Origin of the sequence: Acinetobacter sp. 148 (assembly GCF_031196675.1) — a bacterium.
GTDB classification, from domain to species: domain Bacteria; phylum Pseudomonadota; class Gammaproteobacteria; order Pseudomonadales; family Moraxellaceae; genus Acinetobacter; species Acinetobacter baumannii.
Window position 1 is genome coordinate 1 of the sequence record NZ_JAVIMT010000099.1, and the last position, 14,372, is coordinate 14,372.

The 14,372-nt window shown below is 39.3% G+C and carries 14 protein-coding genes and 2 pseudogenes; 6 read left to right on the top strand and 10 right to left on the bottom strand.

What is annotated here, in order from left to right; all coding sequences use genetic code 11:
* Nucleotides 1-83 precede the first annotated feature (83 nt).
* A pseudogene (locus tag RFX69_RS19100) lies at nucleotides 84-512 on the bottom strand (PPC domain-containing protein).
* Nucleotides 513-811: 299 nt separating this feature from the next.
* On the opposite strand from RFX69_RS19100, the gene RFX69_RS19105 reads away from it, so the two are divergent.
* Together RFX69_RS19105 and RFX69_RS19110 are read left to right on the top strand one after the other, a co-directional pair.
* On the top strand, nucleotides 812-2,011 hold the full coding sequence (locus RFX69_RS19105) for an integrase arm-type DNA-binding domain-containing protein (protein WP_087607013.1): 1,200 nt from the start codon (nucleotides 812-814) through the stop codon (nucleotides 2,009-2,011).
* A 33-nt stretch (nucleotides 2,012-2,044) separates the two neighbouring features.
* Nucleotides 2,045-2,266 carry an antitoxin HicB gene (locus RFX69_RS19110; protein WP_087607012.1) on the top strand — a complete coding sequence of 74 codons (222 nt, stop codon included), beginning with the start codon at nucleotides 2,045-2,047 and terminating at the stop codon, nucleotides 2,264-2,266.
* A 270-nt stretch (nucleotides 2,267-2,536) separates the two neighbouring features.
* On the opposite strand, the gene RFX69_RS19115 is transcribed toward RFX69_RS19110, so the two are convergent.
* Entirely contained in the window at nucleotides 2,537-2,788 is a 252-nt protein-coding gene (locus RFX69_RS19115) for a hypothetical protein (protein ID WP_087607015.1), read from the bottom strand.
* 194 nt (nucleotides 2,789-2,982) lie between these two features.
* Here RFX69_RS19115 and RFX69_RS19120 point away from each other — a divergent pair, with 194 nt between their 5' ends.
* On the top strand, nucleotides 2,983-3,204 hold the full coding sequence (locus RFX69_RS19120) for a helix-turn-helix transcriptional regulator (RefSeq protein ID WP_087607011.1): 222 nt from the start codon (nucleotides 2,983-2,985) through the stop codon (nucleotides 3,202-3,204).
* A 315-nt stretch (nucleotides 3,205-3,519) separates the two neighbouring features.
* Here RFX69_RS19120 and RFX69_RS19125 read toward each other — a convergent pair.
* From RFX69_RS19125 to RFX69_RS19160, 8 genes and pseudogenes are all read right to left on the bottom strand, one after another.
* Nucleotides 3,520-4,450 (bottom strand): annotated as a pseudogene (locus RFX69_RS19125) (IS5 family transposase).
* A gap of 96 nt (nucleotides 4,451-4,546) precedes the next feature.
* Nucleotides 4,547-5,791 (bottom strand): carbohydrate porin, encoded by a 1,245-nt coding sequence (locus RFX69_RS19130; protein ID WP_373431943.1) that lies wholly within the window; start codon nucleotides 5,789-5,791, stop codon nucleotides 4,547-4,549.
* Between the two features lie 131 nt (nucleotides 5,792-5,922).
* A complete protein-coding gene (locus tag RFX69_RS19135) occupies nucleotides 5,923-7,263 on the bottom strand; it encodes an MFS transporter (protein WP_108563736.1) in 1,341 nt (446 codons plus the stop codon).
* Between the two features lie 150 nt (nucleotides 7,264-7,413).
* Complete coding sequence (locus tag RFX69_RS19140; RefSeq protein ID WP_087607009.1) at nucleotides 7,414-7,773, bottom strand: protocatechuate 3,4-dioxygenase; 360 nt, start codon at nucleotides 7,771-7,773, stop codon at nucleotides 7,414-7,416.
* Between the two features lie 25 nt (nucleotides 7,774-7,798).
* Complete coding sequence (locus RFX69_RS19145) at nucleotides 7,799-8,635, bottom strand: gallate dioxygenase (RefSeq protein ID WP_087607008.1); 837 nt, start codon at nucleotides 8,633-8,635, stop codon at nucleotides 7,799-7,801.
* Nucleotides 8,636-8,903: 268 nt separating this feature from the next.
* Entirely contained in the window at nucleotides 8,904-9,332 is a 429-nt protein-coding gene (locus RFX69_RS19150) for a nuclear transport factor 2 family protein (RefSeq protein ID WP_087606999.1), read from the bottom strand.
* The gene (locus tag RFX69_RS19155) at nucleotides 9,329-10,030 is read right to left on the bottom strand and encodes an alpha/beta fold hydrolase (protein ID WP_087607000.1); all 702 of its coding nucleotides are present in this window, start codon (nucleotides 10,028-10,030) and stop codon (nucleotides 9,329-9,331) included. Before RFX69_RS19155 ends, RFX69_RS19150 begins: the two co-directional genes overlap by 4 nt.
* Before the next feature lie 217 nt (nucleotides 10,031-10,247).
* On the bottom strand, nucleotides 10,248-11,495 hold the full coding sequence (locus RFX69_RS19160) for a LysR family transcriptional regulator (RefSeq protein ID WP_087607001.1): 1,248 nt from the start codon (nucleotides 11,493-11,495) through the stop codon (nucleotides 10,248-10,250).
* Between the two features lie 106 nt (nucleotides 11,496-11,601).
* Here RFX69_RS19160 and RFX69_RS19165 point away from each other — a divergent pair, with 106 nt between their 5' ends.
* Genes RFX69_RS19165 through RFX69_RS19175 form a run of 3 tightly spaced genes read left to right on the top strand, consistent with a single transcriptional unit; the run spans nucleotide 11,602 to nucleotide 14,135 of the window.
* Nucleotides 11,602-12,342, top strand: coding sequence for a PIG-L deacetylase family protein (locus tag RFX69_RS19165; protein WP_004841935.1), 741 nt, complete (start codon nucleotides 11,602-11,604; stop codon nucleotides 12,340-12,342).
* Complete coding sequence (locus tag RFX69_RS19170; RefSeq protein ID WP_004841934.1) at nucleotides 12,339-13,052, top strand: 4-carboxy-4-hydroxy-2-oxoadipate aldolase/oxaloacetate decarboxylase; 714 nt, start codon at nucleotides 12,339-12,341, stop codon at nucleotides 13,050-13,052. The genes RFX69_RS19165 and RFX69_RS19170 overlap by 4 nt, the downstream gene beginning before the upstream one ends.
* A gap of 3 nt (nucleotides 13,053-13,055) precedes the next feature.
* Nucleotides 13,056-14,135, top strand: coding sequence for a 4-oxalomesaconate tautomerase (locus RFX69_RS19175; protein ID WP_087607002.1), 1,080 nt, complete (start codon nucleotides 13,056-13,058; stop codon nucleotides 14,133-14,135).
* The last annotated feature ends 237 nt before the right edge of the window (nucleotides 14,136-14,372 follow it).

The following is a 14,372-nucleotide window of genomic DNA, read 5'->3' on the forward strand; positions in this document are numbered from 1 at the left end:
CACAAAATAATTTACAGGCTCCGCTTAACTGGCAATAGTTTTTGAACCCTCGTATAAAAGCTTAAAAAGAATCTAGCAAGTCTTTATTTAATGTTAATACTCATCCAGTATTGAGGTTTTTTATCTTTTCTTGCCTGTGATCTAGGTTGTAATACTCTAATTTCATACTCACCTGAAGCAGGTAAAATATAAATACCATTATCATCAAGCTCTGGAGAATATTCTCCAATATTGATGGACTTTTAATTGATTACCCCATAAGTAAGCTTCAACATTTCCTCCAGTCAACTTCACTTTTAACTTTTGCCCTTTTTAGCATAAAATTTGTAGGAATCATACTTGTATCCCTCTATCCTTCCGTAATAATTTGCAGAGTAAGCTTTTTTTGCAAACTTAACTACAACAGTCTTTCGTATATCATTGTTATCATTTGCAAGTACGGCTGGGCTAAGCATAGTTAAAGTTAGGGCCATAAAAGCACCAGCTAGTAATTTCGTATTCGCTATTTTCATAAGGTTACCTTAATTCTTGTATCGCCCCTGACATAGTAACATAAGTAATAAGTAACCATGAATCATGGAACAGAACTGTGAATAGTCATAACATAGAGTTGCACTTCAAATGCTAATTTAAGACTTGCGAAATCAATGGTTAATTAATTGGTCACTAAGGAATAGCCAATCTAGATATAAACCTTATTTAACAAATACTTATAAAAATATGTGATGCGTATCATACGCATCATATATAAAACGTTCTAGTTTGATATAATTGATCCAATCAATCATCTGATAGGTTTCATTTAAATTCCATGAGTCTTACTGAAATTAAAGTTCGCCAAGCTCATTGCAAGGAAAAAACGTGTTTTTTATCCGATGAAGATGGACTTAGCCTGAAGATTGAGACGAATGGAAGAAAATCTTGGTGCTATCGCTATACAGATCCACAAACCAAAAAACGTCGACGCATTCAGTTAGGTCTTTATCCTGATTTATCACTGAAAAAGGCACGACAAGTCAGAGATGACTTTAAAGACAATAATTTCTGTTTTGAACATGATACTGCCTCTAATGTCATCACCTTTGGTAAGGTCGGGGAGGAATGGCTACAGTTCAAACTGAAGAATGCATTTAATGATTTACCTCGCTGTGGTGTACTGCAGTTAGCAGAAAGATGTTTACAGCAAGATATTTATCCAGACCTTCAGGATTTACCTTTTCAAAACATTAAGCGCTATGACCTGGTTTCAGTAATTAAAAAAATAGAGGGACGTCAAGTAAAAGAACCTGTTAAGAAAGCTTGTAGTTATTTGAACCAAATTTATGACTACGCTGTAGCGATGGGTTATTGTGAATTCAACATCGCGCATGGTTTAAATAAAATCGCTATTAATAGTAAAATCAAGAAGAATTATCCGTATTTGAAAGCGGAGGATATATCAGATTTTAAGAAAAATTTATTAAAATTGGATGCCCATCCGATTATTAAAAAAGCACTGCTGTTCAAATTACATACTGGCGTGCGAGGGGCTGAATTGTTATTGGCGGAGCCTCATCATTTTGATTTAAATGAAAAAATCTGGAAAATACCTGCCTTGCATATTAAACAGTTTCGACGAAAAGTCATATTAGGCCATGAGATTCCAGATTTTTTAGTTCCACTTTCAAATCAGGCTTTAGAGATTTTAAAAGACGTCATGCAGTGGTCATACGGTGAAAAATACCTTTTTGCTAGCCCACGCAAACACAATCAACCGATTCATTTTAATACTCTAAATATGGCCATACGTAAGATGGGCTATGGCAAACATCAATTATCTTCTCATGGATTACGTTCTACTTTTAGTACCATTTTGAATGACTCAGGTTTGTTCCAAGATAATTGGATTGAGGCACAACTTTCACATATTGATAAGAACCGTACCCGTGCCAGCTATAATCACGCTGACTATTTAGCTCAACGGACTGAAATGATGCAGTGGTGGGGTGATTATTTAAGTACTACTAAGTGAAAATCGTACTTTTATACATAAACTTAAAACATTATGGGGTGTCAAATGGATAGTAAACAATATACTTACCGTGTTACATGGTCAGCAGAAGATAATGGGTATGTTGGGTTGTGTGCTGAGTTTCCATCATTGTCTTGGCTTGATGCGGATCAGTCTAAAGCATTCTCAGGAATAGAGGAGCTCGTTGCTGATGTTGTCGCTGATATGATTAGCAATAATGAAAAAGTTCCTACACCACTCTCTGGAAAAATATAGTGGTCAGATTATTTGTCATTGTTCTCAGTGGTTTAACAAAAACCAGCCCTCGAAGCTGCAGAACGTAGTGTGGACATGAATCGTTTAGTATCAGTAAAAAGAGCTATGTAATTTTAGTCTGTACTAATGTCTAGTAGGAGTGAGTGATAGAGCAGGAACAAGAATTTATGCTTCATATATTCTGTGAATCGTATGAATTAATAGGTATTTTTAAAGAAAGTTTCTTTGATTTAGTGCTTTTTATTTAAAAAAATAATTTTTAAAAACAACTTAGGCTAATTGATAAACACTATCTGGAAAGATTAAAAGAAAATATTTTTTAATTTCTGCTAATTCATTTAAGGCAGGTTCCCTTTCAAGCAGTTGAAATGTCCAAATAAGTACAGCCTGATGATTATCATAGCAAGAATTGACTCCAAGAAAATTAGCCATTCCATAACTTCTATTGATGTTCATTTCTTTAATTAATTTATTTCCTAAGTCACGAGCTTGCTGGCTGATCAATAACTCATTTGTTAACACGGCGGTCATCTCCACAAAATAATCTAATGCAGGTTCAATCCTTATACTTAAAAAGTTATAATTTAGTTGAAATGGATAAAATATACTTTCTATAAGTTGTAATAACCTACTGTAGGTTAATTTCAGCAAAGTATTACTCAGGCAACAACTTCAAATACCCCACAGCAAGTTATTTTTTGTAAATTAATTTAAATATGATTACTTGTAAGTTATCTAGCCTCATGGGCGATAGAAAAATTTTAAAATTAAGTGAAGTGGTGCATGCAACAGGTATCAATCGCAATACGCTCACAAGTATGTATTATGACCGCGCTGTACGTATTGAATTACCAGTCGCCGATAAGTTGTGTAAGTACTTTAACTGTACGATGAATGATTTGTTTGAGTATAAGGAAGAAGTTGAAGAAAAGGATTAACCAATACTTCGGTTGATAAGTTTTCGCTACAGATCTCATGCTAAATTTTGTAAAATATAAGTAAAAACAAGTATTTATTTCATTATTTTTATAATAGAATCAATCGAATGATAGAGGTATTTTTCTTATACCTTAATTAATCTGAATCGCGGATAAGAAATTAACTTCAAAAAAGGCGACTGAAAACCATTAGGGAGATATCATAGAACCTATACTATCAGCCACCATGTTTGATTTTACATCTTTCTTTTACATCATCGAGGCTTTGTTGCACAAAGATTAAAAAAAGTTAAGACTTCTCATATCTAGTCAAATTTAAGTGACAACTCGGGTATGTGGTCTCCCTAAGTCCGTAAATTTATTTAATACTGCCATACGTGCATGAGTCTCATTGACTTGGCTTTGAAAATTTCTCGCACTGAGTTTATCCCCCAATAATTTGATACAATGCATCTTGGTTTCAACCAAACTTCGCCGATGATAGCCTGACCATTTCTTCCAAATAGTTCTTCCTAAACGCTTAACTGTTCGAAGCAACTCATTCCGTTCTAGCGAGCCCATCTTTTTATCTTTCCATGGCTTCGCATTATTTCTTGGTGGAATCACTGCTTGTGCTTGCCGATCCGCAATGACGTGACGGCACAGCTTGGTATCATAAGATCCATCGGTATATACGGAATACAGTTGTTCATCTTGTGGAATCTGATCGAATAAATCACCAAGCACCTGTGAATCACTCACATTGTTGGTTGTGAGCTGAACTGCCCGTATTTGAAGTGTTTCAGCATATACCAATATGAAGTTTGCGCCATTGTCGACGATATTCAGGCTGATGTTTCTTTCGTTTTCATTCACCCTCACATAAGAATTTCAGACCTGTAGAGTCAACGAGTAGATGCAGTCCATCACAACTTTTTTGATAGCTAATGGCAATATCAATATGCTGTTGTCGTCTACAAATTGTAGTGTAGTCTGGTGCTATCCAATCTAGACTACACAGATGGATGAGACTTTGAACAAAGCCAGCGACCATGCGTAAAGACAATTGAAAGAGAGATTTAATCATTAAGCAGCATTGGATCGCTGCGTCGGAGTAAGTTTGATTTCGTCCTTGTTTGCCTTTTGATGGAGCATACCATTGCGTAGCAGGATCAAACCAAATGGCAATATTTCCACGATTAATGAGTGCTCGGTTATATGAAGACCAATTGGTTACACGATAAATTTTAGGTGTAGGCTTATTCATTTGAAAATTATATTGTGGAATAAGCCTTTAGAGATAGGTTTGTGCAACAAAGCCATGTAAAAGTAAGCTGCTATAGCTTACTTTTATTCAAAAAAATCAGAAATTGAGTTTAACACTCACCCCAGCAACCCAAGCATCATCAATCTCTTTTGAACCATAAGGTTGATACACATATTGCAGGTTCGGGCGAATCATGACAGCAGGTGAGTAGTTGTAGGTATAATTCAGTTCTGTATCAATTTCATCATCGCGGTTGCTGTTCGCCGCAACTTTGTCATTAAATTTATAACGCCCCACACCAAAACCAATCTGATCCATAGGACGAGCATCAAATGCACCCTTATACCAGAATGCAACTTGTTGCGTGTCGGAAATCGAGGCTGTTGAGTCATTGTTAAAGGTTAAGTTGACAGTGCCGTATAAACCACGGTTAGAGTTTTCTGCACGGGCAGTGAGTTGCTGCTGTGCATTCAACCAGATGCCAGACTTAGGATCTTTCCCGTCTGAACCATCAATTGTTGCATAGTCTTCACTGCTCCAGAATCCACCAAGTTTATATTCACCCGTTAACTGATTTATTTTCTTGGTTTTCCACGCCAATTCAACTGGAATAAGCACACCTTTTGCCTGATCAGTACTCAAATTGAAATTTGCATTATCCTTTTCTTCAGTATTTTCAGGATTATTTTCATAGACCCCAGCACCAACTGTCCATTCAGGCGAAAGTTTGTATTTCATATTGGCTGCCCAGCCACTTACAGGACCGTTATACCAAACATCCCCCTGAGCCTTGCCTATTTGTCCGCCACATAAAATCAAGCTTTGGAATTCACAATGTGAGCTGTTGAAATCTTCAGCCATGCCCATTCGACCAAGTTTCACTTGCAGGGTGTTGTCCATAAAACCTGTTTTTACCCAAGCCTGTGTTAAGCGCCAAATTGTGCCACGACCATAAATTTCAGTAGGACTACCTTTCATCCCAATATCACTAGCTAAGTTTCGACCATCACGCTTGGTCACAGTAATCGCTGCTGTTGTATCTTTCCAACCCGCAATTTTATTCAAGTCAAAATTGGCGCCTAAAGTAACTTGGTCAGCATTACGGGTAGGATGACTATCTGTTTTGCCACCATCGATTAGAGTCGCCGTTTGGTTCATCAAAGACAAATTAAACTTATAACCTTGATCTTCTAGTTGTTGACGATTTCCACCCCAATCACCAAATAACCATTGACGGTCTTGAGACCAAGGCTCATTGGCATAAATACTTGAACTAAAAATAGAAATACAAGAAAAAAACAGTACTGATTTTTTTGAAGCGGAGAGGTGTAACATGTTCATTATGCTGATCCTTTGCATAAAAATTCATTTTTTAAGACACAAGACGGGAGTGGAAAGCCTCAATGACTCCCGCGTAAATTATGTGTAATTGATTAAGTGAGAATGCCGCGCACGGCATTCAGAAGAAAGCTTTACGATGGTTGTTGTACTTTGTCTAATTGAGTAGGTGCGGTTTGTTTTTTCATGACCAGATACATACTGATGACCACCACACAGCCAATCGCAAAGAGTACGGCGTCAAAGTTATATAGATGCAGCGGCGCCACGCCTGCATCAAGCAAATACCCTGCGCCAAGCGGAGATAAAATCCCCCCTAAACGACCCATCGTGATGGCAGAGCCTACGCCAGTAGCACGGATTTCTGTGTCATAGGTGCTATTCGCCAGTGCGTACATACCCGCAACACAGCCATTGTTGAAAACACCCACGAATACAGCCACCCACATTGCGTGCATATAGTTCCCCGAATTGATCACGAAGATACCAATACACACTGCCGTAAGGGCAAAGAATGAAGACAAGACATAGTGAATTTTGAAACGTACAGTCAGGATTGCCATCATGATTGCACCGAAAATACCGCCAAAGTTTAAAATAATCCCTAAACTTACCCCTTGCTCTTGAGACATACCTGCCATAGACAACAGTTTAGGTGTCCACGTTAAGATAAAGTATTGACCTGCCATGACCGAGAAGAATGCGATCCAGACAAACAACGTGCGGGCTTTTAACTGACCTTTAAATAAACTAGAGATCGACACTTTTCCTGCTTGAATTTCTTGAGCTGCTGGAAAGGCTTGAATGGTACTGATCTTAAACTTCGCAAGCGTTTTATTCACCTTGTCGATTGAATTTGGATTGCGTTTAATCAATTGATATTCAACTGATTCAGGTAATACAAAATATACCAACACCAGTACAATAAGTGTAAAGAATCCACCATACATAAACACACTACGCCAGCCCACGGTACCGATAAGTCGATAAGCAATCATGCCACCTAGTACTGCACCTAAAGCATAACCCGTGGATAATAAAGCAACCGATAGGTTTTTCCATTTGGTGGTCGAAAACTCGTTTGCCATCACGGCACCATTGGTGAGAAGTCCACCAATTCCTAAGCCTGTAATAAAACGCAAAGTGCCTAATTGATAAGGGCTGGTGACTTGACTGCTGAGCAGCATGGTAATGCCTGACAATAATAAACATGACAAAATAATGGTACGGCGACCAACTTTGTCGGCAATCGGTGCAATAAATAATGAACCAAATGCCATACCTATAAGACCCAGACTAATCAAGAATCCTAATACTGAGCCTGAGAGTGCCCATTCTTTAGACACAGATGCCGCCGTAAAAGACATGACTTGTACATCATAGCCATCCACAATATTCAATAAAATACATAATGCAACCAACAACCAGCGATAACCACTCATTGGGCTAGTCTTTAATTCGCTAAATATATCCATATCTTTAATTCCATTAATTTTTTACAGATAATTGGTAAAACAAATCCATGGCGCTATGCAATACCATTTTCTAGACCATGAATGAGATTGGGAAAATTGAGATAAAAATTAGAAACTTATCTTAATCTCATCATTTAAATTTAATAATAGTTAGATTGCTGTGGGAACTTGGCGAGTTTGCATGAATGCTTCATAGCTCATACCTTTCATCAGCGCGTAGATTTCTAGATTGGTTTTTTTGACCACACGCGCAAATTTTTCCAATACAAAAAAATTAACACCATGCTGAATCAGCCCAATCCAGTTTTGATCAAGAATCAATTTCTGTTCCTGTTCAGTTAGTTGAGCTTCCTGCATTAACTCAGTTGGATGGTCATGAAAACGCTGACGCCATTCAGCATCAATCATTTTCCAGAAGAAGCGATTAATATGTAAACGCTTATTACTCACCCGAACATCAAAAATATAAGTGCCAGAGAGCGTTTCAATACCTGCTAATTGTGGATTCATTCCTTCATCTCCTTCTCTAAAACGACTAGGCGTTTTCATAGAGCACTGCAGTCATTGCAGTTGTTGTGGCAAGATAATAATTTACATGCTTTTGTTGAATAGAATCATTTAATGCGCCTCGCATGGTGAGCCACATAATTTGTTCAACACTTTCAGCACCACCACGTTCAACAAAGTCTTTATGGGTTAACTCGGTTAACTTTTCCGGATCATTTTGAAGCAATTCCAAGAATTCATGATCCCATTCGATATTATTGAATCCGACGCGTTCACCATGAACCTGATGCGATAAACCACCTGTGCCTACAACAACGACTTTCAAATCTTCAGGATAACTTTCAATAGCACGTTTGATTGCCTGACCTAAACGGTAACAACGACGGGCCGTAGGCAATGGAAATTGCAATACGTTTACCGCAAGCGGAACAACGCAACCTGGCCATTCAGGTTTATGTGGCCAAAGTAATGGCAACGGAGAAAAACAGCCGTGATCTAATGGTTTGTCTTGGAAGATAGTTAGATCAAACTCATCATTCACCAAACTTTCTGCAATATGTGCCTGTAACTCTACATTCCCAGGTAGCGGTGGCAAATTTCTTAATCCAGCACCTTCATCTGCAACCGAAAATTCACTGCCTATGCCTAAAGCAAAAGTTGGATAAAAATCAAAGAAAAAAGAAGAGCAGTGGTCGTTATAAATCATGATCAGTGCATCTGGCTTTTCCTTCGCCAGCCAGTCCGCAATCGGTTTATAACCATCAAACAAAGGTTTCCATGCTGGATCTTCTTGCTTACCTTTATCATAAGCCAGCCCAATGGTTGGGACATGTGATGTTCCGATTCCACCAATAATTCTTGCCATGTGGTTTATTCCTCAAACCTAATCCTTAGTCTCCGTAGTGAATGTCTATTTTGATGACTCATCATGAACAGCACACCACTTTATATTGACATTCTTATGCTTCTCATCAAAAAAAGATAATTAGTTTCACTCGTAGAGATATGAATTTTTTTTATAGCAATCTGTGCACTTTAAACCGACCCATGTCTGACTTCATATTTCGATATGTTAGAAAGAATTTTATAAAAAAGAGAGGTGCATTCGCCTCTCTTTTTTATATGAATAGGGGTTATATCAGATTTTTTTTAAAATCAAGATAACCTGCGCGCTTGTTAAAATACCACTGTCCCTGTTGCAAAATCAGTTCATCATTGAAACCACCAACCATCATTTGGTTAAACTGCTCAGGATGGTCAGGATCAGCTATAAAAAGAATGATTTGACTATGCACAGATACCCGATCGTTCGAGTAATCGGTTATCAAAATATTGCTCACCATATGTCTAGTTTTACGTATAGGTCGATTCTGAAATGATGCGAGGATTTGAGCTTTCCCTTGAATAAAGTCGTTAGGCTGACTAGGACGGGCATATTCTGCATCGTCAGTAAATAAATCACTTAAAGCTTGTAACTGCCCGGCATCATTGAATTGAGCAAAAGCTTGAATTCTCTGTGTTACAAGTGCTTGTATACTCAGTTGCGTCAAAATATCCATCATTCATCCTGCTCCAACCAGTGTTTTAAAGAGGCATTGACTTGATCCGCCGCTTCAACAGGTGACATATGACCGCTGCTTTCATAAATGTCCAATTGCGCGTTTGGATTGAGTTCGCACATCTGCTGATGTTGTTCCAGCGTACTCCATTGGTCTTGACGACCAACGCCCAAATACAAAGGAATCTGAATAGAACGAAAAACCTGTTCTACTGCAGGTCGCGTAAGCAAGGCATGGATTTGTTGTTTAAAACTGCTGAGGGTCTGGTTCAAAACCATTTCCTTCATAGGATTAAAAAGCTGTGGATGATCTCGATTGTTTTCATAGACCATTGGTTTAAGCCAATGGTCTATCAAATAATCCATGCCATGCTGTTCCGTTGATTGAATCAAAGCATAGCGATTTTCTGGTTCAGCGGCTTTTACGGGATGAATGCCAAAATCAAGAAGCGCAATTTTTTTTACCAAGTCAGGTGCCTGACGCATCACTTCTAGTGCGACACGCGCCCCCATACTATGGCCAATGATAATGCTTGGCTCTTGTAACTGGGCAATCACTTTTTTTGCCATCATCTCAAGAGAATCCATCTCAGGAAATGCAAAGGCAGTGGTTGAATAATCCTTTGAAAAAAATGCTTGTTGTGATTTCCACATGGTCTGATCACACAGTAGACCAGAAAGAAAAATAATTGGTGGATGCATACGGTCTATCCTGTTCAACAATCCTTTGAACTTTTTATGGCTATATGTATTTCATTGTTTTATATAAACAACTGATTGATATAGCGCAACACAATGAAAACACTTCTGAAGTAGAGCTTCTTGTTTATTTTGTATGCATCAAACCATAAAAGGTAATGCTTTCGATTGGCATCACCATGAATTTTATTTATGTGGGTAAAATCTTTTTTCATCATTTTTATTGAAGTGAGACAGCCTCCGTTGAGGCATTACACACAACTTTTAAACTATGAATCAGTGCTTTACTGGCTGCGGATTGAATACTATTTTTGCGGGAAATAATGCCAATTTGACGTGAGGTATATTGCAGATCAAAAGGGAGTTTCTTAATTAAGCCTTGATCCAATTCGTATTTCATTTGCTGTTCAGATACTACCGCAATCATATTGGATTGTAGTAGTAGACCTCGAGTTAGTGCCAAATCTCCTGTTTCTACAGTTGGTTCAGGCGGAGTCAAATTTAGATTGCGAAAATTATCTTCCATGAGTAGACGAGCAGGTGAATTTGCACGCGGTAGAATCCATTGCTGTTGTAGTGAGTCTTCGAACTGTATCTCTTTTTTCAATAGAGGATGTTTGTTTCGCACAACCATAAACATCTTTTCATCGAATAACACCTGTGACTCTAAATCTGAAGATTGCTGTTGTGGACGTAAGGCCCCGACAATAAAGTCGATATCACCAGAGCGCAACTGTGCCACCAAAGATTCATAGGCATTTTCAAAAGTTAGAAAGCGTACGGCTGGATATTTGCTTGCCAGTGAAGTAATGGCTTTGGGCAGCAGAAAAGTTCTTATTAACGGTAAAGCCCCAATACGAACAGTTCCTTGAAGTTTGCCAATAAAATTTGCTGTTTGATTGGGAAGGTCGTGAATGATATTTAAGCAGCGTTTGATGTTTTGTTGTATGTCATTGCAGATTGCAGTCGCTTTAATCCCGTTGGGTGTACGAATAAATAATTCGGTATTTAAGGCATCTTCGAGTAATTTGATTGCGGAACTGACTGCTGGTTGTGTGATATGCAGCAATGAGGCGGTATTTTTCATGCCTTTGGTCAGATAGAGCGTCGAGAAAATCTCTAAACGTCTGGTATTGTATAAAAAAAACGGCTCATTTATTTGTGCATGTTGAGGCATATCCGGTTGATTATATGCATAGACCAATTCAGGAATACGCTGTAATTCCTCAATTGCATTTTTAATTGGTGTATGCAGGAATTTTCCAATTTCCGTTAAGATCACGCCATTGTGATGACGTTCAAAAAGCTCCACATTCAATTGCTTCTCTAAATCGCCAATTGCACGGGTAATCGCGGATTGTGTACGAAAAAGATGTTCGGCAGCTTTAGATATATTTTGAAATTCAGCAACGACCAAGAAGAATTTTAGTTGCATTAAATTAATAAGATTATGCGTGTTCTGGTACATAAAGATCCTTCTTCAAAATATAAATAAAACTCATATCAGTGCGGGATAAAGTCATTATCTTTTCGACTTTGTACATGTGAACATTTCGGTACAAAGGAGATTATTTATGAACGACAATACTTCCAACAAAGCAGGTTTAGTCATCAGTGCTCACTCGGCAGATTTTGTATGGCGTGCAGGTGGTGCAATTGCATTACACGTTGAGCGCGGCTACAAAATGCATATTGTCTGCCTGTCTTATGGTGAGCGCGGAGAATCTGCGAAGTTATGGCGTCAAGCAGGGATGACCGAAGCAAAAGTAAAACAAGTGCGCGAGCAAGAAGCTCGTGCTGCAGCAGAAGCGCTCGGAGCTAGCATCGAATTCCTTGATTTGGGCGATTATCCATTGCCGAGCAATAACGACATTATTTTTAGATTAGCCGATATTTATCGTGAATTACAACCAAGTTTTGTGTTGAGCCATTCTTTACATGATCCGTATAACTACGATCATCCACGTGCCACACATTTAGCTCAGGAAGCTCGTATTATTGCGCAGGCGGAAGGACATAACCCTGGTCAAAAAATTGTGGGTGCACCACCGTTTTACTGCTTCGAACCGCATCAGCCTGAACAATGTAACTGGAAACCTGACGTACTGTTAGACATTACCAGCGTTTGGGATAAAAAGTATGCCGCAATTCAATGTATGCAGGGTCAAGAACATTTATGGGAATACTACACCCGTGTAGCGTTACAACGCGGTGTGCAGGCTAAGCGCAATATTGGGATTACCAATGCCAAAAATATTGTATATGCCGAAGGCTATCAAAGTATCTTCCCACGTGTTACGGAGGATTTAGCGTGAGCTTAATTGGGCGTAAAGGCGTAGTCGTTCGTAATATTGACCGTGCAGATTTCGATACCGTCAAAACATTAGCAACCTATGGTGTTGCAACCGTACACGAAGCGCAAGGGCGTAAAGGCTTGCTTGCACCCCGTATTCGACCAATTCAGCAAGGCGTATCTATTGCTGGGTCAGCCGTGACACTATCTGTTGCACCCGGCGATAACTGGATGTTCCATGTTGCGGTCGAACAATGCCAACCTGGCGATATTATTGTTGTCGCACCAACTTCGCCATGTAGCGATGGATTCTTTGGTGACTTGCTCGCAACCTCGATGCAAGCACGTGGCGTGGTGGGCTTGGTTGGAGATATCGGCATACGTGATAGCCAAGTCTTACGCGATATGGGCTTTCATGTGTGGTCAAGTGCAGTCTATTCACAAGGTACGGTAAAAGAAACGCTCGGCTCTGTGAATGTCCCAATTGTCTGTGCCGATCAATTGATTAACCCAGGTGATGCAATTGTTGCCGATGATGATGGTGTTGTTGTTGTCGCACGTACACAAGTGGCTAAAATCCATGAACTGAGCCAAAAGCGCATGGATTTGGAAGAATCAAAACGAGTCCGTATGGCGAATGGTGAACTGGGCTTGGATATTTATGAAATGCGCCCGAGATTGGAAGAAAAAGGGCTGATTTATGTAGACCGTTTGGAAGATTTGGAAGATTAAACCATGCAAACAAAAATACGGTGCATGCTCATGCGAGGAGGAACCTCAAAAGGCGCATATTTTCTCGCATCTGATTTGCCTCAAGATCCTGTATTACGCGATCAAGTGTTGCTTGCTGTTATGGGGTCACCCGATGTTCGTCAAATTGATGGGATTGGTGGAGGAGACTCTCTCACCAGCAAAATCGCCATCATTGGTGTATCGGACAGTCCCGAAGCAGATATCCACTATCTATTTGCACAAGTGAATGTTGATCAAGCCATTGTGGATTATGGACAGAACTGCGGCAATATTTTGGCTGGAGTAGCACCGTTTGCTTTAGAGCGTGGTTTGATTGAAGCAAAAGACCCGATTACCACGGTTCGGGTCTTTATGCAAAATACACAACAAGTAGCAGAAGTATTGGTGCAGACTCCAAATGCTGAAATAGAGTATGAAGGTGATACCGCGATTGATGGCGTTCCACATACGGCTGCTGAAATTGTTTTAAATTTTGAAAATATTGAAGGTTCAACTTGTGGTCGCTTACTGCCAACGGGACAGGCACAAGACATCATTTGTGATACGCCAGTCACCTGTATTGACTATGGCATGCCTGTCGTCCTGATTCGTGCATGTGATCTTGGTATTCAAGGTAATGAAAGCAATCAGGAATTGGATAGCAATATTCAATTGAAGCAACGCATTGAATCCATTCGTTTGATTGCTGGTCAGAAAATGAATTTGGGAGATGTCCGCTTAAAGACCATTCCTAAAATTTCAATTGTTTCCAAAGCATTATCGGGTGGTGCTATTAATACTCGCACCTTCATTCCGCATAAATGTCATGCTGCGATTGGCGTGTTTGGTGCAACCAGTGTTGCCACAGCATGCTTGATTGAAGGAACTGTAGCTGCTGATGTTGCCCAAACCACAAACGAGCTTGAGCAAAGACTCGAGATTGAGCATCCAACAGGGCGTTTTACGGTATTAATACAACGCGATCCTCAATATCAAATTATGGGTTGTGGTTTTATTCGAACGGCACGTGCGTTATTTGATGGCTACGTGATGATTCCTAAAACGGTTTGGTCGAATCGTTGAGTCATAAAACACGGCTAAAAATGGCAACCCATCGTTATTATGGATAACCATCATTTCATGAGTCTGTACTGGCAATGCCCATACATCTGCATTGCCAGAATCCAATGCTTCATTCAGTAAAAAAGAAGCTAGGACTAAAACAATCAAGGCTGAGTTTTCACACCCTTATCGATCAGCTAGTTAAATAGATATTTCCTAGCAATATAATTGTAAATAATAGGGTTTGTTGACATTTAC

Coding starts and splice junctions, on each gene's coding strand:
- RFX69_RS19105 (WP_087607013.1), top strand. CDS start 812: ATGAGTCTTACTGAAATTAAAGTTCGCCAAGCTCATTGCAAGGAAAAA.
- RFX69_RS19110 (WP_087607012.1), top strand. CDS start 2,045: ATGGGGTGTCAAATGGATAGTAAACAATATACTTACCGTGTTACATGG.
- RFX69_RS19120 (WP_087607011.1), top strand. CDS start 2,983: ATGATTACTTGTAAGTTATCTAGCCTCATGGGCGATAGAAAAATTTTA.
- RFX69_RS19130 (WP_373431943.1), bottom strand. CDS start 5,791: ATGAACATGTTACACCTCTCCGCTTCAAAAAAATCAGTACTGTTTTTT.
- RFX69_RS19135 (WP_108563736.1), bottom strand. CDS start 7,263: ATGGATATATTTAGCGAATTAAAGACTAGCCCAATGAGTGGTTATCGC.
- RFX69_RS19140 (WP_087607009.1), bottom strand. CDS start 7,773: ATGAATCCACAATTAGCAGGTATTGAAACGCTCTCTGGCACTTATATT.
- RFX69_RS19145 (WP_087607008.1), bottom strand. CDS start 8,635: ATGGCAAGAATTATTGGTGGAATCGGAACATCACATGTCCCAACCATT.
- RFX69_RS19150 (WP_087606999.1), bottom strand. CDS start 9,332: ATGATGGATATTTTGACGCAACTGAGTATACAAGCACTTGTAACACAG.
- RFX69_RS19155 (WP_087607000.1), bottom strand. CDS start 10,030: ATGCATCCACCAATTATTTTTCTTTCTGGTCTACTGTGTGATCAGACC.
- RFX69_RS19160 (WP_087607001.1), bottom strand. CDS start 11,495: ATGTACCAGAACACGCATAATCTTATTAATTTAATGCAACTAAAATTC.
- RFX69_RS19165 (WP_004841935.1), top strand. CDS start 11,602: ATGAACGACAATACTTCCAACAAAGCAGGTTTAGTCATCAGTGCTCAC.
- RFX69_RS19175 (WP_087607002.1), top strand. CDS start 13,056: ATGCAAACAAAAATACGGTGCATGCTCATGCGAGGAGGAACCTCAAAA.